This is a genomic window from Lysinibacillus sp. NPDC096382 (assembly GCF_044762845.1).
Lineage (GTDB): Bacteria > Bacillota > Bacilli > Bacillales_A > Planococcaceae > Lysinibacillus.
In genome coordinates, this window is the sequence record NZ_JBIWFC010000009.1 from 100,281 (window position 1) to 121,355 (window position 21,075).

Annotated in this window: 24 protein-coding genes; 14 read left to right on the top strand and 10 right to left on the bottom strand. The window is 34.3% G+C overall.

The genetic code is table 11. The features are described 5' to 3' along the window. Window positions 1-44 precede the first annotated feature (44 nt). The gene (locus ACIQZA_RS14220) at window positions 45-791 is read left to right on the top strand and encodes a hypothetical protein (protein WP_400937572.1); all 747 of its coding nucleotides are present in this window, start codon (window positions 45-47) and stop codon (window positions 789-791) included. An 85-nt stretch (window positions 792-876) separates the two neighbouring features. On the opposite strand, the gene ACIQZA_RS14225 is transcribed toward ACIQZA_RS14220, so the two are convergent. Next, window positions 877-1,251, bottom strand: a complete 375-nt coding sequence (locus ACIQZA_RS14225) for a VOC family protein (RefSeq protein ID WP_400937570.1) — start codon at window positions 1,249-1,251, stop codon at window positions 877-879. Between the two features lie 306 nt (window positions 1,252-1,557). Here ACIQZA_RS14225 and ACIQZA_RS14230 point away from each other — a divergent pair, with 306 nt between their 5' ends. Next, on the top strand, window positions 1,558-3,507 hold the full coding sequence (locus ACIQZA_RS14230; protein ID WP_400937568.1) for a methyl-accepting chemotaxis protein: 1,950 nt from the start codon (window positions 1,558-1,560) through the stop codon (window positions 3,505-3,507). A gap of 84 nt (window positions 3,508-3,591) precedes the next feature. Here ACIQZA_RS14230 and ACIQZA_RS14235 read toward each other — a convergent pair whose 3' ends face one another. Next, window positions 3,592-4,011 carry a VOC family protein gene (locus tag ACIQZA_RS14235; protein ID WP_400937565.1) on the bottom strand — a complete coding sequence of 140 codons (420 nt, stop codon included), beginning with the start codon at window positions 4,009-4,011 and terminating at the stop codon, window positions 3,592-3,594. Window positions 4,012-4,344: 333 nt separating this feature from the next. Between ACIQZA_RS14235 and guaC the strand changes: the two genes are divergently transcribed. After that, a complete protein-coding gene (gene guaC, locus ACIQZA_RS14240; RefSeq protein WP_400937563.1) occupies window positions 4,345-5,328 on the top strand; it encodes a GMP reductase in 984 nt (327 codons plus the stop codon). 224 nt (window positions 5,329-5,552) lie between these two features. Here guaC and ACIQZA_RS14245 read toward each other — a convergent pair whose 3' ends face one another. Next, window positions 5,553-5,774, bottom strand: a complete 222-nt coding sequence (locus ACIQZA_RS14245; protein ID WP_068985751.1) for a phosphate-starvation-inducible protein PsiE — start codon at window positions 5,772-5,774, stop codon at window positions 5,553-5,555. A 174-nt stretch (window positions 5,775-5,948) separates the two neighbouring features. Here ACIQZA_RS14245 and psiE point away from each other — a divergent pair, with 174 nt between their 5' ends. After that, window positions 5,949-6,404 (top strand): phosphate-starvation-inducible protein PsiE, encoded by a 456-nt coding sequence (gene psiE / locus ACIQZA_RS14250; RefSeq protein WP_400937560.1) that lies wholly within the window; start codon window positions 5,949-5,951, stop codon window positions 6,402-6,404. 20 nt (window positions 6,405-6,424) lie between these two features. On the opposite strand, the gene ACIQZA_RS14255 is transcribed toward psiE, so the two are convergent. Then, window positions 6,425-7,681, bottom strand: a complete 1,257-nt coding sequence (locus ACIQZA_RS14255) for a GNAT family N-acetyltransferase (protein WP_402881980.1) — start codon at window positions 7,679-7,681, stop codon at window positions 6,425-6,427. Between the two features lie 390 nt (window positions 7,682-8,071). On the opposite strand from ACIQZA_RS14255, the gene ACIQZA_RS14260 reads away from it, so the two are divergent. From ACIQZA_RS14260 to ACIQZA_RS14300, 9 genes are all read left to right on the top strand, one after another. Then, a complete protein-coding gene (locus ACIQZA_RS14260; RefSeq protein WP_402881982.1) occupies window positions 8,072-9,079 on the top strand; it encodes an HAAS signaling domain-containing protein in 1,008 nt (335 codons plus the stop codon). 446 nt (window positions 9,080-9,525) lie between these two features. Next, complete coding sequence (locus tag ACIQZA_RS14265; protein WP_402881985.1) at window positions 9,526-10,716, top strand: M14 family metallopeptidase; 1,191 nt, start codon at window positions 9,526-9,528, stop codon at window positions 10,714-10,716. 196 nt (window positions 10,717-10,912) lie between these two features. Next, entirely contained in the window at window positions 10,913-11,242 is a 330-nt protein-coding gene (locus tag ACIQZA_RS14270; RefSeq protein ID WP_053482886.1) for a PadR family transcriptional regulator, read from the top strand. Then, the gene (locus ACIQZA_RS14275) at window positions 11,239-11,646 is read left to right on the top strand and encodes a permease prefix domain 1-containing protein (RefSeq protein WP_400937552.1); all 408 of its coding nucleotides are present in this window, start codon (window positions 11,239-11,241) and stop codon (window positions 11,644-11,646) included. Before ACIQZA_RS14270 ends, ACIQZA_RS14275 begins: the two co-directional genes overlap by 4 nt. A gap of 3 nt (window positions 11,647-11,649) precedes the next feature. After that, a complete protein-coding gene (locus ACIQZA_RS14280) occupies window positions 11,650-12,309 on the top strand; it encodes a hypothetical protein (protein WP_400937550.1) in 660 nt (219 codons plus the stop codon). Window positions 12,310-12,347: 38 nt separating this feature from the next. Then, window positions 12,348-13,379, top strand: coding sequence for an alpha/beta fold hydrolase (locus tag ACIQZA_RS14285; RefSeq protein ID WP_402881987.1), 1,032 nt, complete (start codon window positions 12,348-12,350; stop codon window positions 13,377-13,379). 260 nt (window positions 13,380-13,639) lie between these two features. Continuing rightward, on the top strand, window positions 13,640-14,053 hold the full coding sequence (locus ACIQZA_RS14290) for a MarR family transcriptional regulator (RefSeq protein ID WP_400937544.1): 414 nt from the start codon (window positions 13,640-13,642) through the stop codon (window positions 14,051-14,053). A gap of 162 nt (window positions 14,054-14,215) precedes the next feature. After that, a complete protein-coding gene (locus ACIQZA_RS14295) occupies window positions 14,216-14,872 on the top strand; it encodes a hypothetical protein (RefSeq protein WP_402881990.1) in 657 nt (218 codons plus the stop codon). Further along, window positions 14,869-15,150, top strand: coding sequence for a hypothetical protein (locus ACIQZA_RS14300; protein ID WP_142510059.1), 282 nt, complete (start codon window positions 14,869-14,871; stop codon window positions 15,148-15,150). The genes ACIQZA_RS14295 and ACIQZA_RS14300 overlap by 4 nt, the downstream gene beginning before the upstream one ends. Before the next feature lie 366 nt (window positions 15,151-15,516). Here ACIQZA_RS14300 and ACIQZA_RS14305 read toward each other — a convergent pair whose 3' ends face one another. The 5 genes from ACIQZA_RS14305 to ACIQZA_RS14325 all read right to left on the bottom strand — a co-directional run bounded on the left by ACIQZA_RS14305 (window position 15,517) and on the right by ACIQZA_RS14325 (window position 19,554). Further along, window positions 15,517-16,998: a malate:quinone oxidoreductase gene (locus ACIQZA_RS14305; RefSeq protein ID WP_400937536.1), complete on the bottom strand. Its 1,482-nt coding sequence runs from the start codon at window positions 16,996-16,998 to the stop codon at window positions 15,517-15,519. A gap of 479 nt (window positions 16,999-17,477) precedes the next feature. Beyond that, window positions 17,478-18,245 carry a nucleotidyltransferase domain-containing protein gene (locus ACIQZA_RS14310; RefSeq protein WP_400937534.1) on the bottom strand — a complete coding sequence of 256 codons (768 nt, stop codon included), beginning with the start codon at window positions 18,243-18,245 and terminating at the stop codon, window positions 17,478-17,480. Window positions 18,246-18,481: 236 nt separating this feature from the next. Further along, window positions 18,482-18,877 carry a MerR family transcriptional regulator gene (locus ACIQZA_RS14315; protein ID WP_400937531.1) on the bottom strand — a complete coding sequence of 132 codons (396 nt, stop codon included), beginning with the start codon at window positions 18,875-18,877 and terminating at the stop codon, window positions 18,482-18,484. Between the two features lie 6 nt (window positions 18,878-18,883). Next, complete coding sequence (locus ACIQZA_RS14320; protein WP_400937529.1) at window positions 18,884-19,201, bottom strand: hypothetical protein; 318 nt, start codon at window positions 19,199-19,201, stop codon at window positions 18,884-18,886. Between the two features lie 200 nt (window positions 19,202-19,401). Then, window positions 19,402-19,554, bottom strand: coding sequence for a hypothetical protein (locus ACIQZA_RS14325; protein WP_185903528.1), 153 nt, complete (start codon window positions 19,552-19,554; stop codon window positions 19,402-19,404). Between the two features lie 214 nt (window positions 19,555-19,768). Between ACIQZA_RS14325 and ACIQZA_RS14330 the strand changes: the two genes are divergently transcribed. Beyond that, entirely contained in the window at window positions 19,769-20,260 is a 492-nt protein-coding gene (locus tag ACIQZA_RS14330) for a hypothetical protein (protein ID WP_402881993.1), read from the top strand. Between the two features lie 503 nt (window positions 20,261-20,763). Here ACIQZA_RS14330 and ACIQZA_RS14335 read toward each other — a convergent pair. Next, the gene (locus ACIQZA_RS14335; protein WP_142510053.1) at window positions 20,764-21,033 is read right to left on the bottom strand and encodes a hypothetical protein; all 270 of its coding nucleotides are present in this window, start codon (window positions 21,031-21,033) and stop codon (window positions 20,764-20,766) included. Between the last annotated feature and the right edge of the window lie 42 nt (window positions 21,034-21,075).

The window sequence follows — 21,075 nt, forward strand, 5'->3', positions numbered from 1 at the left end:
CCATGTTTACAACATATGCTACAACTAAAGAAAGAGGTGCATGTATGACTAATAATATGAATCCATCCTTGAATAATATGCCTATTTCAACTATGGCCCCTCAGGTTATTCAGACGAAATTTGGAGATATTAATGGAGATGGCTTACTTGAAACTGTTCTTTTGATGGGAACTAAAACTCCAGATAGCCCTTTGTGGAAAGACCTAACGCTTGCTATTTTTTACGGACAGACGCACCCATTCGAAAAAATAATGCTAAAACAAAGCGTTGGCTATAACCCAACTATATTTTTAGGTGACTTTACAGGTAATCATCTAGAAGATATTCTAGCTATTTCTGACACAGGTGGTAGTGGAGGCATTATCAACGGTGAAATATTTGCTTCAATAAACGGCAAAATACGCTCAATTTTTGATGCAATTTCTTTTAATAATAAGCTAAAGTACAGCGTTAATTATCAAAATCAATATAAAGTAGCCGTTCGTAGCATGAATCCCAAAAAGCAATATATCATCGACTTACAATACAAGGGTCCGGATTATTTAGCTGAAATTTACAATCAAGACGGTACACTAAAGCAGCCTATTGAAGGATGGGTAGATCCAATGAGTGGATTGTATCCAGTGGACTATGAACGCGATGGAATATATGAGCTATTAGCTTATCAGTCTATAGCAGGCCGATTTCATGCCGATGGATTAGGTTATGTAGAAAATATTTTAAAATGGGATGGTAATGAATTTATCGTTGATCGCCAAACTGTAGGGATTTTTGGAGAAGATATAAAATAAATTGCGTGCACTTAAATAGGAAAAATCTGTCCAATTCCCGCACAGAATAATCGAAATTGGACAGATTCGAACTTATTGACGAGATTTATTTTTCCACTAATGCAAAATAATTATTTTCGTGATCAGCAAAATTAAAAACCCTACCCATTGGCATCATTACTAAATCTCCTACTTTAACGCCCTTCGCTTGAAAATCCTGATATAGATTTTCTATATGATCGGCATAAAACATAATAGAAGGTGTCCCTAAATTTAATTCAGGCTGCATTTTCGCAATGATTTCTTTATTGTGTAGGACAAAGGTAGTTTGAGCTTCTTTAGTTGGAGAAATTTCAATCCAACGTACTCCTCCCTCTTCCTGGTCAGCAACCACAACAAATCCAACTTTTTCTGTCCAAAATTTAACGGCAGTTTCTTGATCATTTACATATAACATTACTTGTCCAATTTGTCGAATCATGAAACAATTCCCTCCTCTTTTGGCATTAGTATATATCAAAAAGTAGCTTTATATGTCATCTAATGGTTATTGTTTCAAAATATTAGTTTTTTAATGAACAGTTATAACAAAATACTTAACTTTTATTTTATTTTTGATAAAATGAGCCTAGTCGTCTATTATTTGCCTTAATCGGTAAAGTATATACTTTTACCATAACGTAGGGTGTCGATTATCCGATGTACCTCTTAGGATAGTAGGAGGTTGGTCACGAAGGGCGATATTACATAAGTTTTAAAATACAATATTATAGTGAGGATAATTCAAGTGAAACAACTAAGTTTAAGAAAAAAGCTCATTTTTTCATTTTTAGCAATGCTTATCATCCCAACACTGTTAATTGGAATTGTGTCTTACCAAAGTGCTGGAAAGCAAATTTCAGAAGAACAACAAGCAAGCGCAACCGAAAGTGTGCGTATGCTTAATACGAATATTACCAACACGATTGAGCCAAGAGTGAAGGACGTTCAATATTTTTCAAAAAAGCTCAATCAATCTTATTTACAAGAAGGTAAAATTTCAGAACTTAAATCTCTTTTCCACGAATATGTCAACATGCATCCAGAGGTAGAGCTGATTTATATTGGAACCTCTGATGGCAGACTACTAGATGAGCCTGCACAAAAATACCCTAGTGGGTTTGATCCTCGTACGAGACCTTGGTATAAACAAGCTTTAGATAACAAAAACCAAGTGTCTATTACAGCGCCATACATTACACAGTCAACAGGTGATATCGTTCTTACGATTACTCAAGCTTTACCAGATGGCTCAGGAGTAATAGGGTTAGATTTAAATATTTCTACACTAAGTACCATTACGAATGATATACGCATTGGAGAAACTGGCTTTGCTTCACTTTTAGATAGCAATAAAATTTATATTGCCCAATCAGATAAAGAAAGTGGTTCTGAAGCAGCAGAAAGCTATATTACTAAAATCTATGAACAAGATAGTGGTAACATTATTGAAAAAGATCGTCAGCTACAATTTGTTACAAATAAGCTAACAGGTTGGAAAGTTGTTGGTACAATGTTTACAGCCGAGGCTGCAGAAGCCGCAGCTTCGACCTTTAATATCAACTTAATAATCATCGCTATTTCTATTATTGTTGGCATTATTTTTATGCTATTCATGATAAAATCGATCGTTAATCCGATCAATCGACTTAAACAAAGCGCTATAAAAATTAGTGAGGGCGATTTAACAGAGTTTATTGACATTCATTCTAAAGATGAGGTTGGACAGCTAGGGGAGGCCTTTATCGCAATGAAGGTTAGCTTAAAAAAACTTATTCGCAACGTTGATCAAAGCTCCCAACAAGTACAGACTTCGGCGCATGGATTATCTGCGAATGCCGAACAAAATATAGCTGCTTCAGAGCAAGTTACAAAAGCTATGCAACAGGTTGCTATTAATACAGAAAAACAAACAACAGGTATTGACCAGAATGCTGTTTCTATTGAAGAAATCGCAAAAGGAGTCGTCGAGGTCGCCGATAGCTCTATGCAAGTTTCAGATTTATCTAGCCATGCTATAAAATTGGCCGATGAAGGCGGGCAAGCGGTAGATCAAACTGTGAATCAAATGGTTTCTATTCATGAATCTGTGGCACAATCAGATACAATGATTAAATCACTCTATGATCGAACAAAAGAAATCGGGTCTATTTTAGAAATTATTAGTGCTATTTCAGATCAAACAAATCTGCTTGCACTTAATGCTGCTATTGAGGCAGCACGAGCTGGAGAGCATGGGAGAGGCTTTGCAGTAGTTGCCGATGAAGTGCGCAAGTTAGCAGAGCAATCTCATCAATCAGCCGAGCAAATTTCTGCCCTAATTACAGGCATTCAGCAAGATACGGCTAAATCTGTTCAAACAATGATTAAGGCTTCAGCGGATGTCCAGGATGGTTTACAGCTAACAGAAGATACAAGTAAAAAATTCACCAACATTATTAAGAGTCTACACGATATTGCTCCGAAAATGGAGGATATATCTGCTTCCGCTCAAGAGATGTCAGCAGTAGTCGAAGAAGTTTCTGCAACTGCTATCGAGCTAACAGATCATGCAAAACTAAATACAGCAGCGTCAGAGGAAGTTGCCGCTTCAACTGAACAAACGTTGTCCTCGATGCAGGAAATGGCTGCAGCCTCAAAAGCACTTCTCGATATGGCTGATGAATTACAAAGCTATGTAAATCGTTTTAAATACTAAAAAGAACAGCACGATGTTAATGGAGATTTTCCAAACATCGTGCTGTTCAATATTAACTACTTTTTAGTAAATACTCATTGCTCTTTATTTATTTTCCTCATAACTAAATTGCCATTCAATACCGAATTTATCAGTAAGGGAACCGTAACATTTACTCCAAAACGTTTCTTGTAGCTCCATTTTAACCTCGCCACCCTCTTTAAGACCGTCAAAAGCTTTTCGCATCTGCGTCTCATCGTCTGAGACAACGGCTAATGTTACATTGTTCCCAGTCGTGAATGGATTGCCCGGGAATGTATCTGAGAACATTACTGTACTACCAAAAATCGAAAGTCGCGTATGCATCACAAGATCTTTTGCTTCCTCTGGTAATGGATAATTTGGATTTTGAGGTGAATCTCCAAATGTCATAATTTCAGGCTTGTTCGCATTAAAAACTTTCTCATAAAAAGATACAGCCTCTCGACAATTTCCATTAAAAATTAAATAGACTTCTACTGCCATTTCCAACACTCCCTTTGTCATTTTTCGAAACAATTCTATTTTACATGGATAGCAAATAGTAATACAAATTTTAGATAAGCCGATCAATAATCTTGCTTTCCTACAAATATTGCAGGATTTTTGCTAAGTACTTTCTTTTGAAACATTACGCTTATCCATCTATAACAAAAAATAGTATATCTTTATATTTCGGTTAATTCCCGTTCTTTCCTGCTAACTTTTTATTTATTTAGATAAAAGCTTTGACATTTACTCAAAAATAATGTAAATTACCAAATGACGAACGATTTAAATCAAAACTTAAAAAATATTCGTATTTTAGGAGTGTTTATAATGGATAATGTATTTGACTATGAAGATATTCAGCTAATTCCCGCAAAATGTATAGTAGAAAGTCGCTCAGAATGTGATACTTCTGTTACTTTAGGTGGTCATATATTTAAACTTCCTGTTGTACCAGCAAACATGCAAACAATTATCGACGAAAGTCTTGCTGTGAAGCTTGCTGAAAACGGTTACTTTTATATCATGCACCGTTTTAACCCTGAGACACGTATCAATTTCATTAAAGATATGCAAGATCGTGGATTAATCGCATCCATTAGTGTTGGTGTAAAAAATGAGGAATATCCTTTTATTGAAGAATTAGCAGCTGCTAATTTAGTGCCTGAATTTATTACAATCGATATTGCACATGGTCATTCAAATGCTGTCATTCGTATGATTCAACATATCAAAAAACTTCTACCAAATAGCTTTGTTATTGCCGGTAATGTAGGTACACCTGAAGCGGTACGTGAACTTGAAAACGCTGGTGCAGATGCAACAAAAGTTGGTATTGGACCAGGTAAAGTATGTATTACTAAAATCAAAACTGGTTTTGGTACAGGTGGTTGGCAGCTTGCCGCACTTCGCTGGTGTGCAAAAGCCGCAACGAAGCCTATTATTGCTGATGGCGGTATTCGTACACATGGTGATATTGCAAAATCGGTTCGCTTTGGTGCTTCAATGGTGATGATTGGCTCATTATTTGCAGGTCATGAAGAGTCCCCTGGCGAAACAATCGAAATCGACGGTAAAACTGTGAAGGAATACTTTGGATCCGCTTCTGAATTCCAAAAAGGCGAACGTAAAAATGTTGAAGGTAAAAAGATGTTTGTTGAACATAAAGGCAGCATCAAAGATACGTTAATTGAAATGCAACAAGACCTTCAATCATCTATTTCCTATGCAGGCGGCAATAAACTTGATGCCATTCGAAATGTAGATTATGTAATTGTGAAAAACTCTATTTTTAATGGAGATAAAGTATACTAAAAACTAGAAGAACCCAAACAAGAATGGAATAAATTCTTGTTTGGGTTTTTTGTTGGTTCCGTTTCTCCTGGGCAAAAATACTGAGCAATTTTTGCTCTTATCTGATCAATTTTCCGTACTACCCGAGCGTTCTCGGCTCTTGATTGACCGATTCTTTTGTTGAAAACATATCTTTTTGGCAAAAGAAAAAATGCTACCAATGAAGTGTAGCATCTCCCTTTAGATTATAGTTTGTTAATAACAGCGTGGATCGTTTCTTTTAATTCTTCATCATGATCAGAAAGGTCTACAAGGTTTGCTACACGCTCACGTAATACTGGACGTTCAATTACAAGCTTTTCATCAAGTACTTGTACTAGTAACTCGATAATAAGACGATCACGTACGTTTAATGCTTCTTCTAAACGCTCTGGTGTAATTTTTCCTGTTTTTGCTGCTTTAGCCATTTTTAAAACCCCTTTTAAATTTTATATTCATGCACATCTATTTTAGCATACAGCTAATTTATTTTGAAAACTTTCTTTCGCGAAAATATACCAAAACTTTACAAATATACACTATTATATTTACGGTGAAATGTTATATTCATAAAAAACGATTTATAAGATTGGAGGAATTCGATGAGCCATAAGGACTCGACTTTTTTACAATTAACAAAGGCTATACCTAAGATTTTACAATCATTTCTAAATATATGCCTTGTACTTCTAGCGCTCATTTTATCCTTCTTACTTAGCAAAGAGCTCATCCATTTTTTTAAAATTTCCATTTTCAATAACGAGGGTGGAGACTATAAGCTTTTTCTTGCTAATATTCTTATTTTCTTTTTGTATTTTGAATTTATCACTATGATTATTAAATATTTTAAAGAGAATTATCATTTTCCACTAAGGTACTTTATTTATATAGGGATTACAGCCATGATTCGATTAATTATCGTGGAACATGATCATCCCATTAACACCTTAATTTATTCACTTATTATTTTAATATTAATTGTAAGCTATTTTATTATTAATATTACGCCGCTGGAACGGCCTGTACGCTCATCACTCTTTATGAAAAAAGAACAATAACTTTATCCTATATAATTTTCCTAAAATGCTGTAATGCAAGTTGGTTTATCAAGGACAAAGAAGAAATGGTGCAATGACTGTACGTACTGTCCATCGCTAATCTTCACCTTGCTGAGCATAAATAATTCTTGTACTGTCACAACTCCTATGACAAGAGAAGAAAGCTCTGCGATATCGATCACCATTTCTACATCATAGTTAGTACTAGTAGAAATTTTTATATTACCATCAATAGCCTCGATAACAATTTGCTGATTATTTTCAGCCAATAACGAATCTTTCACAGTTAACTTAAATGTTAATGTTTGACCATTAAAATTATGTGTTGTAAGCTCCTCAAAAAAACCTCGAACATTAATAATGCGATACATTAAACCAACACCAGAAACAGCACTTGCATGATAGACACTTGGGATTAAATGATTTGTTCCATTACGTATATCTCCTAAAAAGAAGTGAATATTTTCTTCTTGTGTGTTCCATTCAATACGGTTCACTTGATCCACCTGACTATTTAAAAATGTACTGAACTCTAATAGAGCCTCTGATGTCTCATAGATCCATTCTTTAATGACTAGATTATTAAGTAAAAAATTCGTTTCACTTTGCTTATTGAAGGAAAATACCATATAACCTTGTATTGAGTCTCCCTTTTCAACAGCAATAATATAGTTTTGAGGGTTATTAAAAATTGATGCGAGCTCCGATTCTGTTTTTAAAAACATACCATGCTTTCTTAATGCAACTCTTCTATAGCAATCGGCTAATTTATGCTGATCCTGTGCTGTTAAAAAAGTAAGATGTTTTTTTGTTGCCCCTTTCGGAAAGCTTGATGGTTCCACTGAATATTGATGCATTTTCGGTCCGTATCCAAAGCCCATTTTTTTATAAAAGTCAGGTCTAAACGGATATAACGCAACAAAATGAACATTTTTCTCTAAAAAAACCTTAAAAAAATGATCGATTAATTCTTTGGCAACCTTTTCTTTTTTACGGAGTAAATCAACTGCAACTAGTCCTACTCCCCCGATTGGAATCATTTTAGAGAAGAGATTCATTTCAAAATCATGGAGTCGCATGCCACCAATTAGTTTGTTATCTTCCCATAGCCCATAATAATGAATAGCTTTGTCATTGTTTTGATTGTGCATAAAAAGCGCCTTTAGCTGCTCTTTTGTTGGTTGTAAACTACTCATCCTTCCTGGATAAGCACCAACCACAATATCAACAAAATGTATAAAATCCTCTTCCTTCAATAATTTTTCAACGACTTTCATATACATCCCCATCCTACACTAAATTATTTTAAGGCACGCTCTTTTCATAATTTTTTTCACATGAATTTCAACCCTCGATAATAACATATATTACCACATGCAAATAGTACTCGGTGGGCTCCTTATTTACAGAAAGGAAGCATGAGGCGGAACATTTAGTGCTTGTTGTTTTTGCATACAATGTTTTATAGCTACACCCTTATTCAACTTCTCAAGCAAGTTGGTAGTAACTAAAATACATTACTCTCGTTGGCTCGTTGATTAGGGCATCAAGAAGTGATTACAAAGTGGGATACAACTAAAGGTAAAGCCCGGAAATACGATGTGTTGCGCACACATATGACTTAACTAAAAAGGAATGGATTGAATTATTGAAGGGAGACGGAAAGAGTGAATCTGATTGATGCATATATTCATGAAGTAACTAAAAGGATAAGCAAGGATAAGCGTGATAAAACCCGTCTAGAACTAAAATCTACTATTGAAGATATGTTATCTGAAGATTACTCAGAATCAAATATAAAGGAAGTTCTAAAAAAACTCGGTAATCCTGTAGAAGTTGCAGCAAGCTATCAAAAAACGCCACGATTTATAATTGGTCCAGAAGTGTTTGACACTTATATTAGGACAATAAAATTAGTTATTCCTTGGGCAATTTTACTTACAATTATTGTACAGATGATAGAAAGTATTGTGCTCTATAACGGAGAAGGTGCACTCCTGACTGCTATTATTAAAACTATTTCTATCACTATCTCTCATATTATTTCAGTAATCATCTACGTACTGTTCTGGATTACAGTTGCTTTCATTGTCATCGAACGTTCTGAAGGAAAAAACGTTCGAATGCCCCTTATAAAAAATCATCCAGAATGGACACCGGATAATTTAGCAAAAGTTAAAATAATCCCTAAAGAAAAAACGATTTCACTTAATGATAATATTTTAAGCTTCTTAGGTATTGCTATTTTCTCCTTTGCCTATTTCAATGCTAATCACCTGTTAGGAATTTATACTTCTTACAATAAAGGCGGGTTGAAATTTGTTATGCCTATATTCAATCAGAATGTCTTACTGTCCTTCGCTCCAATCGTTTTATGTTGTATCATTTTAAGTGTAGCTTTAACATTATGGAAATGGAAAACTGGTCAATGGACAATGTTAGTCGCCGTAACTAATGCACTTCTTCAATGTACAGGAGTCATTGTTTTTATCCTTATGGCTATTCACCCTGATCTTATACACAGTCCAGCCGTACCTTATATTGCTGCAATTACGGGAACGACCTCTGCTAAGATTTTGTTTGCTATAGACCGAATATTATTCGTAAGCATTGCTATTGCCATCATTGCAAATGCATTTGATATTTATAATGGCTTTAAAAAGGCTAGGATTTGAAAAGAACTATAAGTTTTGAGAGCTGACTCTTTCTTGTTAGCTCTTTACTTATTCATCTATTTTCCACCTACATTCTCCTTAAAATACCGTTATTCCCCAATTTTTTGTATAATAATAACGTTCATACATTCCTGCACTAATTCAAACAGAATAAGGGGAATAATTATGACCATTCTTCTTGTAGGTGACAATCAGGTCAATCTAGAAAAAGTATTAAAATATGCAGGTTAGGATAACTGTGTTTCTCATCTGCCTATGAGTTTTTGATTATTTACAGTTAAGCTCGCGGAAGCACTCGATATCGGAGGAGTAGATTATATGACAAAGCCGATTAATATCTTTCCGACAAATACTTAACAAAATCTACTCATTTAAAGTTAATAAGTCCCCTATTTTTTTCATATACATTTTATATTGGACTACTTTAAATTAAGGAGAGAATAATTGTGGACATTTACGTAAGACCAGGGGATTCTCTTTGGCGTTTCAGTGAAGTGTTTAAAATACCTCTTCAACTAATTAAAGATTCGAACCGAAATATTAATTCTCAATTTTTAAGGGTTGGACAGCGCATTCGAATTCCGGGATTTGTTACGGTCAATTATCAAGTAAAACAAGGAGATAGTTTTTGGCAAATAGCCCAAAGCAGAAATCTCCCATTAGGAGCCATCTTGCTTGTCAACCCCGGGCTTAATCCAAATCAATTACACATTGGACAGACAATCCACATTCCCCAACGAATCACATGGAGGCTCGTCAATGGTAAACAAAATTATACTTACACGATTATGATGAATGATATCAAAAAGCTTCTCGATGCTTATCCATTTCTACAAAGCTCTACTATTGGACATTCTATTTTACAACATGAAATCCCAGAGCTTCTCATCGGGAACGGAACTAAGCGTGTCCATTATAACGGCTCCTTTCATGCGAATGAATGGATTACGACTTCGATTATTTTAACTTTTATAAACGACTATCTACTCTCTCTCACCAATCAAAGTACAATTCGCGGTTTATCTCCATTACCACTTTACCAGCAAACAATCCTATCTATAGTTCCGATGGTCAATCCCGATGGTGTCGATTTAGTATTACAAGGGCCACCTAATGACGAAGTATTAAGAAATCAGCTTCTTACTATGAATAACGATAGCACCGATTTCTCAGGTTGGAAGGCTAATATAAATGGTGTCGATTTGAACGATCAGTTTCCTGCAGAATGGGAACTCGAACGTGCACGAAATCCAAAAATACCTGGGCCAAGAGATTTTGGCGGACAACGACCTTTGTCCGAGCCTGAGGCCATTGCTATGGCTGACTTAACAAAGAAACGCGATTTTGCCAGAGTTCTTGCGTTTCATACACAAGGTAGGGTGATTTATTGGGGTTTTGAAAATCTCGAACCACCAGAGTCAGAAATCCTTGTTAATGAGTTTAGCCGGGTCAGTGGCTACGAGCCTATTAATTCAGCAGGCAGTTATGCGGGCTATAAAGATTGGTTTATTCAGGATTGGCGTAGACCTGGCTTTACAGTTGAGTTAGGTAGTGGTACAAATCCACTTCCGCTTAGCCAATTCGACGACATCTATGAAGAAACATTAGGTATATTCCTTGCAGCATTGTATATGTAATAAAAAGAGCCGTTCAATGCTAAATAAATATCCCCAATCCCCTTTTACTTCTGATGTAAAAGGGGATTTTTTGACCTCTAATAATTACACCTTGGTGAAAATATGGACGTATTTGGAAAAATTACTTTGACAGGCAGAGTAATGTTTGCTAATATTACTCTAACAGATAGAGCAATAAAAATTAAGTAGGTGACTTATGGTTCGAAGTGACATCATCCGCGGACACTTGGATTCCATTATTTTAAGGTTAATTTTAGAGAAAGACCGTTATGGTTATGAAATTTCTCAGGAAATAAGTATCCGCACAAATAATCGATTTCAAATTAAAGAAGCAACTTTATACGCAGTTTTTCAACGTCTTGAGAAAAAGGAAATTATTGAAGCCTATTATGGTGATGTTTCACACGGAGGCAAAAGAAAGTATTACCGTATTACCCCGTTAGGTAAAGCTTATTTAAATGAGCTAGTAAAAGAGTGGTCGGAAGTAAAAGAAATTATCGACTTATTTATGGAGGGCTTAGAATGAAAAAGATAAAAAATCATATTGATGAGCTTTTTAAAGACATTCCTCGTAATAAAGAAACAGAGATGGTGAAACAAGAAATCATTCAAAACCTTGAAGAAAAAGTATTTTATTTAATGGATCAAGGGAAAGAACAAGAGGATGCCATCAACAAAGCCATCGTGGAGTTTGGGGATATCGAGGATTTAAAAAAGGAATTAGGTGTTAAGGAGCCCGAAAAGAAAAACATGTCTAAATTAAATTTAGAATTCTCTATATGGGGTAGTGGCTTAATTATTGCATTTTTTATTTTTATTAATCTTTACTATACACCAAATACAATTTGGGCAATCTATCCAATCTTCGCAATATTATGGTGGCCATTATCTATGTACTTCGTTTGGTCACGTAAGAAATGGAGGGAATAAAACATGAAGAACCTTATTAGCTTTTCGATTGTTGGTAGTTTGATGACAATGATTTTTTTAGGAATCGTCAATTATACGACTTCACCTCAGACGATTTGGTTTATGTACCCGTGCTTTTTAGTTTTGCTATGGCCTATAACTTTATTTTTCATGTCTAAAAGAATGTATAAACAATATTCTCTTGTTTGTAGTGCCATGATTATTGCTTTTCTAATCATTGAAAATTATTTATACTCACCCGATTATATATGGTTCATTTATGCGATTTATCCAATTATCTGGTGGCCTATTCTTATGTATTTAGAGGAAAAAGCAAAAACATTAAAAATTGCACTAATAGGCTGTGCAAGTACCATTATTTATTACTCCTTATTAAATATTATTTTATCTCATCCATACCCTTGGGCGATCTATCCATCATTTTTAGTAATTTGGTGGCCTTTAGCTTTATACCACGCACAAAGAAAAACGTTTGTAGCCTTCTCTGTTACCGCTACAATTCTTATCAGTATCTTTTTTATTACAGTAAATATTGTCTCTTCACCAGGCGTAATATGGGCGATTTACCCAATTTTTATAGTCCTATGGTGGCCCCTTAGCATGTACTTTTATGTTTATAAAAGAAAAATATACAATTCAATAACTCTCCCTAAAAGAGTCTAAAAATTCCGATTATACTTCATGTTCGCAGGGGGAAATAGATGAAAAAGATAATGAAGTTTATAAAATATACTGGAATAATTACCATCGTATTAATCATAACAGCGCTTTTATTCCCTACATGGACTTCCCATATTAAAGGTAATAACAGTGTAAGTGCATTAGAGCAAGTAAAGATAAATGGAAGTAATCATGAAGTTATGATACGTGGCAAAGATAAGGATAATCCTGTTATTATTTTTGTCCATGGAGGGCCTGGATGTTCAGAAATACCGTATGCCAGTAAGTATCAAAACTTATTGGAAAACAATTTTACGGTCGTGAATTACGACCAAAGAGCAAGCGGAAAATCATATCATTTTTTTGAGGATTATTCTAATCTTTCATCAGACTTACTCGTAGATGACTTATTGGCCTTGACGGATTATATATCAGATCGTCTTGGCAAAGAAAAAGTAATATTAATTGGCCATTCTTATGGTACGTATATTGCAACGCAAGCTGCCTCTAAAGTTCCTGAAAAATTTACAGCATATGTTGGAATTGGACAGATGAGTGATACAGTAGGAAGCGAGATTGACGGTTTGAATTACGTTATTCAGCAAGCTGAATCCGATGGTAATACAGAGGATGTTCTATATTTACAAGGGTTAACTAAACAAGTTGAAAATGGCGAGATGTATACTCCACGGAAGTATATTGCAAAATATGGTGGAGCTTCAAGACTTATTGATATCCCTGATGGGAATATCATAAATATGTTATTCAGTCGTGAGTATAACTTATTAGATGTGATTCGTTACAACTATGGGCTATCCTATTCTCAAAAAACTCTATTAGAGGAAGCAATGGAAAATTCTATATCTACTAAAGTAAAAAAACTTGAATTACCATGCTATTTTGTTATGGGTAAATATGATTATCAAACTTCATCTAATGCAGCAAAAAAATACTTTGATATGATTGAAGCCGATAAAAAGGAATTTATTGCCTTTGAACAATCAGCTCATTATCCACAATTTGAAGAGAAGGAAAAATTTTATAAGTGGATGTGCGATACGTTTATAAAATAAATGTAATTGTGTTAATTTCATAATCTTGGATCCATTCAAATTATTAACGGGGGCATTCATTCAATAAGGGTTATTTATGAAGTTAATCTGCCCTATTTGTTTAATAAGAGCGTACTTTAATCAATTCTTTTTCATATGCCCTGGATATAAGTTGAGCCATCGAAGTTATCGATATAGTCAATAGCAACGATTGTAAGTAGCCCACATAATTCATTTGCTATATAATTTAGTTACTAAATATTTTAATGGGCAGTGATACTATGTCAAAAAATGAGCAATTGCACAATGTAGAAATGATTATGAAAGAGATGCTTGAAATACAGCATAAATCAAAAATGTTTGTAAATCTCTTATCTGAGGGAGAATCATTATCTCAAAACCAACTGGTCCTCCTACTTCAACTAAAAACTAATAGTGGTATGAAGGCAACAGAAATTGCTGAGTTCTTTAGTGTGACACCAGGAGCCGTTACATCGATGTGTGATAAACTGGAAAAGTTAGAATTAATAGAGCGGATAAGAGAGCAAGAAGATCGTCGTGTTGTAAAAATGGTATTAACTAATAGCGGTGAATTAAAGGTTCAAGACTTATTTTTAAAGTTTCCACAGGAAAAACTGATAGACATGGCAAAAATATTGCGTGAGGTTAATCAGTTAATGAATAAAATTTTTTAGGATTTCATGAAATTGAAATCCTTTTTTTATTGCCCAGAAAGTACATAAAAAGTTCATGGCGAGATTTTTGTTCTTGACAAAACAAAGCGACATATACTTTAATTAATATATGTTTTAATTATTGAAATATATATTAATTAAATTAACATGAGGTGATTATCCGTGATTCAAAAACTACGTACAGTAACCCTTACTAATGGCACTATTAAAGACTTAGCAGCAGACTGTGAGCAATTAAATATCCGTGGATTTGTTACTTTACATCAAGAAATACGCGTAAAAAAAATCTCTACTCAAGGCCATAGTTCTTTTCATTCCCGCGTTGAAGCACAAATTTTAAATAGTACAGGGTCATGCTCTATAAAAGATTTTTGTGAAATTAATGAGGTTAAAAATGCCGGGAACTTAAATATGCGTAATGGACGAATAACAAAGTTGAATAGTTCTGGAAAGTTGACCATTGAACAAAGCTTACAAACAGAACAGTTTCATGCAGTCGGTTTTGTTAAAGCGAATGAAATAGTGGCTAAACATTTTCAATTAAAAATGTCTGGTGGAAATGAGATTGGAAAGCTTATTGCAGATGTGATACATGTAGAAAAAGATACGTTATCTATATCTTTTCTAAAGAAAAAGCTGAAATGTACATGTATTAAAGGAGAACAAATACACCTTTCCTTCACAGATGCGGAAATTGTTGACGGAGAAATTGTAGCAATAGGCGATAGTTGTCATATACAAACACTTTATTATACAAAAAGCTATTCGATTGCTAAAAACGCTAAGGTGCAGCAAATTATACGGAGGGAAAAGGAATGACATTCATAAAAATCATTCAAGGCTTTTTTTACTCGTTAGCCCTTCTCGTATTATCTGTCCTCTATGCAGGGCTGATCCTAAGTGCATTACTGTCAATGGTAGCCGGTATTTTGCGAACATTCGGCTTGGAACAAATACAAATGAGCATTTGGAATGGTGTTGAGCTTCCGATCGCTTTCAGCATTCCCCTAGCGCTCTTATTTTCTTTGTTACTGTTCTTTTGTTCAATGTATATCAAACGCTCTATCCAATTTTGTTTTTCCAAGCTTAAATTTTAAAATTAGAAGCACACCTTTAGTTTGAAAATAAAAGGTGTGCTTCTAATTATTTATTTTACTTTTACATAGTCAATAAATTTTTTGCGCTTTTGTCATTAATTAACGCCTTTTTAAATATATTAGATAATATGGATAAAAATTTCTCGATATAACTTATTACCAAAAGTGTATATGAGAATCGATAAAGCATATGCTGTGAAATATAAGGTGATTTACGTTCTGATAATAGCTTATTTTTTTGCAAAATACTCTTCCTCAAGGATTTGAGAAATAAAAAAATAGAACCTTTCATCCAAAATTAGAATGAAGGCTCTATTTTATTTTGTAGAAACAAATCGTCTACATCCTTTGTTTCTACATCAGATTTTATTTTAAACGAAGCGCTTCGTCTGTTGTTTCGTTAACTTCTTTAAGAAGCTCTGGATTATCTACTAATGCCTTGCCGTATGATGGGATCATTTCTTTAATTTTTGACTCCCACTCGTTAACATGTTGAGGGAAACATTTATTAATTACCTCAAGCATAACGTGTACAGCAGTAGATGCACCTGGAGAAGCTCCAAGTAATGCTGCGATTGAGCCATCAGAAGCACTTACAACTTCCGTACCAAATTGAAGTGTCCCTTTACCGCCAGCTTCTGTATCTTTAATAACTTGAACACGTTGACCAGCTACAATAATATCCCAATCATCGCTCTTAGCATTTGGGATGAAATCACGTAGCTCTTCCATACGTTGTTCTTTAGATAGCATTAGTTGTTGGATTAAATATTTTGTTAATCCCATTTCTTTAACGCCTGCCGCTAATAACGTTGTAAGATTATGCGGTTTTATAGAAGCAAATAAGTCCATATTTGAACCTGTTTTTAAGAACTTAGGTGAGAAGCCTGCGAACGGTCCAAATAGTAAAGATTTTTTGTTATCAATATAACGTGTATCAAGATGCGGAACAGACATTGGTGGAGCACCAACTTTAGCTTTTCCGTATACTTTCGCATGATGTTGTTCAGCAACTTCTTGGTTTTTACATACTAAGAATAATCCACTGATTGGGAATCCACCAATATGTTTCCCTTCAGGAATACCTGATTTTTGTAGTAACTCTAGGCTTCCTCCACCAGCGCCAAGGAAGACAAATTTTGCTGTATGGTATTCCATTTTACAGCCATTTTTGTCATGCACTCGTACTTCCCATGAACCATCGCTAGTACGTTTCATGCTTTCAACACTATGATTGTAGTTGATGTCAACGTCTTTATTTTTTAAGTGGTCGAATAACATACGTGTTAATGCACCAAAGTTAACGTCTGTACCAGTGTCAATTTTTGTCGCAGCGATCGCTTCATCTGCTGGACGATCCTCCATAATAAGAGGAATCCATTCCTTTAGTGTTTCTGGGTTATCAGAAAATTCCATACCTTGGAATAAAGGATTTTTTGTCATCGTTTCATGACGTTTTTTTAGAAACTCTACATTGTCTGCACCTTGTACTAAACTCATATGAGGTAAAGGCATAATGAAGTCTTGCGGATTACTGATCAGTTGGTTGTTCACAAGATAAGACCAAAATTGTTTTGAAAGTTGGAACTGTTCATTAACTTTAATCGCTTTGCTGATATCGATTGATCCGTCTTTTTTCTCTGAAGTGTAGTTAAGCTCACAAAGTGCCGCATGCCCAGTTCCCGCATTATTTAATTCGTGAGAACTTTCTTCACCAGCTTTATCGAGCTGCTCAAACACTGTAATTTTCCAATCTGGCGCTAATTCTTTGAGCATTGTCCCCAAAGTCGCACTCATGATTCCGGCACCAATTAAGATAACATCTGATTTAATTTGTCTGTTACTCATTTTTACCTTCCTTATATATTAAGATTTGCAGAAAGGATGTAAAGCGCTCCTGCTTAGATGTCTCAGTAAGCCTAGGAGTAGCCTAGGAATACACCTTTTCTGTATCAATTATTACCTTATTGCAGTGTATCATAATTACATAAAGATTAAAATATCAACTATCTATATGAGAGTTATGTGCATTTTTCGAGCCTTCCCCTTAATAAATCAAGAGAAAAACCTCCTATTCCACCACAAAGAAACCTAACCTTTATTTAAGTTTTATGGAATAATTGACCTAAAATTGGCTAGCGTTTTCATATGATAATGCAGATTTTTTAATATTATATTTATATAATAACATAAAAATATGGAACCAGTCTTGTTTTTGCACCAGCTCCACCACATATAAAAATATAACGAATATTCTTAATCGTTTCTAGTGTTATCTTAAAATTATTTCTTTTTTATTCTAACCAAAAAATTAATTCTCATCCTATTTATTTTTCGACAGGGCTTTTTATTTTCCAACCATCTATTTTGAAACCACCCATCTGATTAAATACATGGTTTACTAACTGTTCATATGCCTCCATCATCTTTTGTTTGTTCACTTCTAATAATGCTTTTAAAAACAATTCTTTAAATATTGAATCGGGAAAAACATTTTTTAAATATTTTTTAATATATGTTGGATCTATAAGATAAGAATGTACTTGATAGTATGGAATGCTTTCTAACCTTAGAAACTGACAGTACTCAGAAAATAAATTAGCTAATGAATTAAAATATACAAAGGGGAAATCCACTCTTTGTTGTTCAAAACAATCCTTTAAATTATCTAGTGAATCCCATAGTGAATATTTTTTAATTTCTAAAACTGTTTTATTTAGTTCATCATAATCATTGTTTAGCCAATATTCCGCTTCGATTTTTAATTCATTAAGCGTCCCCGTGTTATCAAATAAAATCTTTCCTGTAATAAATTGAACCATGGACATTGTTCTTTGGTTTTGAAAATCTTGTTGAAAGTATTTGCGAATTTGTTTTGGTGGATTAGCGAAATATTCTATAAGAAAACCATTCATAATCCTATTCCCTCGCTCTCGCCAATCAACATCTTCAGATAAAATAATATGTACATCTATATCAGAACGCTTTGAAGGATCTCCTGTTATATAGCTCCCACATACGAGTGCCCCTACAACATCATTTCGATTCTTCCAATCTTTTAAAAACTCTTCCAGTGCCATTTTCCATTCTTCCATAAAACTATCATCACCCTTCTTAAAAATCGGACTTTGGAATACAACAATATATTCAAGATTTATTCAAGAAAACCTTTTACTTTTTATAAAAAAAACACAGCCCATTAGCTGTGTTAAATTATGAAATATTATCTTTTTTATGATGTTCCCTTTGTTTTCAGGATCTCTTTTGTTCAATTAGATGAATATCTTAATTGTCTCTAAAATGATGTCGTTATTCTAATTAGAACACCCATCTAACCTTTATTTTTTTCTAGCAGCTGCTCCATTTTATGATCAGCACGTAGCAAGACTTGCTTTATTTGTTTAATCTCATTTTCTCTTTGAATCATCTGTTTATACTTATTTTGAAATAATATTTTCAGCTGTTGAACGTTTTGGATTTCCGCTTCTGTCAATTCATCATTTTCATCCGTATTTTGCGACCATTCAAAAAGCATTTTAATTTCTTGAAGTGAAAAACCACATTGTTTTAGTTTACGAATTGCACTAATGATTTCAATATGTTCCTCGTTATACTCACGATATGTGTTTTTTATTTCCGGATGTAATAAACCCATTTTTTCGTAATAACGAATCGTATCTTTACTAAGATCCGTACATGTAGCAAATTCGCCAATTTTTATGATCATCACCTACTACATTATAAATTTATAAACCAATAATAGTAATATACAATGGAATATGAAACGAACGATATGGTGACTATATCTTAGCTGTTTATTTGTTAATAACCCTTCCGCAACTGTTAATACATGTAACAGAACAAATTCTAGAATTAGTAACATCAGTACTAGAGCTTTGTTTGGTAAAAATATTGTTACAAGAATACTGATAGATATGACCACAAATAAGAATGTTCGTACTTGAAATCCATTCTCTTTCCATTGATGCAAGCCTGCAATCCCTGTTAATAATGCGTATACCCCTATCAATACATAAACAATAATATCCATTTACATCACCCCATCCTTTTAATACTTTCACTTTAAAAGATGGAGTTAACTCCATGTCAACAGATTAAAATCAGAAGAGCAGTAATCATTCTTTTAGAACTACTATCTATCGTTAGTACAAGAAATATACTGCTGTTACTAATTAAGTCATAAACCCAATTTCAACTATGAATAGATCAGTCTCTTTCTCCTAATCCTACTTATTTAAAAATATCAGCTAAATAGTTTTGAATAGATCCTGGTAATAGTTGAAAAAATAATCCTTCATATTTGATATCGAGTATACCAGCAATGAAAATAATAATAATGGTGAATAGTAAAAGGGGCTTCTTATTTTTAGAAATCCACTTCAATAATCTCCCCTCCTCTGAAATATAACATTTATAGTTTGCAAATTAAGTATATATTGATTCATGTAATATAGAAACCTAACCTTTTGATCATAAAATCATTCTGTCACCCAAATTGGAGATGTTACATAAATTAAAATGACGCTGCTTATTATAAAGTCGGTTTTCTTTTAGCTTGTTTCACCAATTTTTGATTTTAATAAAGAAAGGAATAGCAATGGTAAACTTTAAATCATTTCGTGGGGTCGTTACTCAGATTGATGATTTTCCGATCGGGCAAAATGGGGAAAAGGAAGGCTGTTATAAACTTATGACGGTAGAAGATAGTACTCAGGGCATTATCAATTTTGTCGTCTCACCTTCTACTTATTTTGTAAACCAAGAAATTGTAACAATCGGTGATCCGATTACTGGATATTATGATGGGAATGCACCTGTTCCTTTGATATATCCACCTCAATATCGAGCCCTCGTCGTCGTAAAGGAAAATAGCTTTCAAAATGTCAAAGTCGACTTTTTTAATAATCAATTAGTGAGTAGTGATGGTCAATTACAACTAAATCTTTCTGCTTATACACTTATCTTGCTTAAAAATGGGCAACCTTTTTCAAAAAGCCCGGCAAATCGAAACTTAATTGTTATTTATGGTCCTACTACAAGGAGTATTCCTGCACAAACTACACCGTATAAAATAATCGTTTGGTGTTAAGAATAGGTTCGTCACCATAACGTGGGGTTAATTTCCGTTCCGACTGGACGCTTTGTTGCTGCCGCTTCGCTTTCGCACAGAGCAAAGCTTCCTGGGGGCGTCCGATGAGCCGCTTCACTCGCGAGGCTCGCTCCAGGGTCTCATCTGTGACGCTAATCCCCAAGGAGTCGCCAGCCTCCACTCCAATCAACTTATATGGCATACGTTTTTAATAAACATCATCCCTAACTTTTAGTAATGATACAAAAACTAAATTAAATGTAAAAAAACACTGAAAATATTTCCCAGGAAAGATGCTCAGTTTTGGAGAGAGTGTATTCCAATTCGTTGGATTACAGCCCAGGATCCATCGGAAAAGAAAACGTTATGTTTCCTCTTCTGCGCAATATAGCACTAATAATCGACTAAAATGTAAAGTTACTACAAGCAAAAGGAATACAATTAAGCGGCTCAAGTCCTTTTAGGCTTAAGCCGCTTAATTGTATTATTTTTATATCCTCTGTCTACTGTTTGCCTTGCATTTCGTGTAATTGCTGCTTGATTTGCTCTAAGTATTCTTTATTTTGCTGGACTGTATCCAAATGCTCACCAAATTGCTTTGCATTCATGAATGCATTTTCTGCATGTTCGATTTGATTGAAAGCATGCTCAATCGCTATCTCCTCCGGATGTGACTTTGCATGCTTCAACAAACGCTCTGCCTTTTGGACAGAGTTCCCAAACAAAGTGCTTGGATGATCCTGTTTCCAGCTCATATCTGAGTGCTTAGCCAATTTTGCCTCTTCCCTTCGTGCCAATTTGATATAAGTAATCTA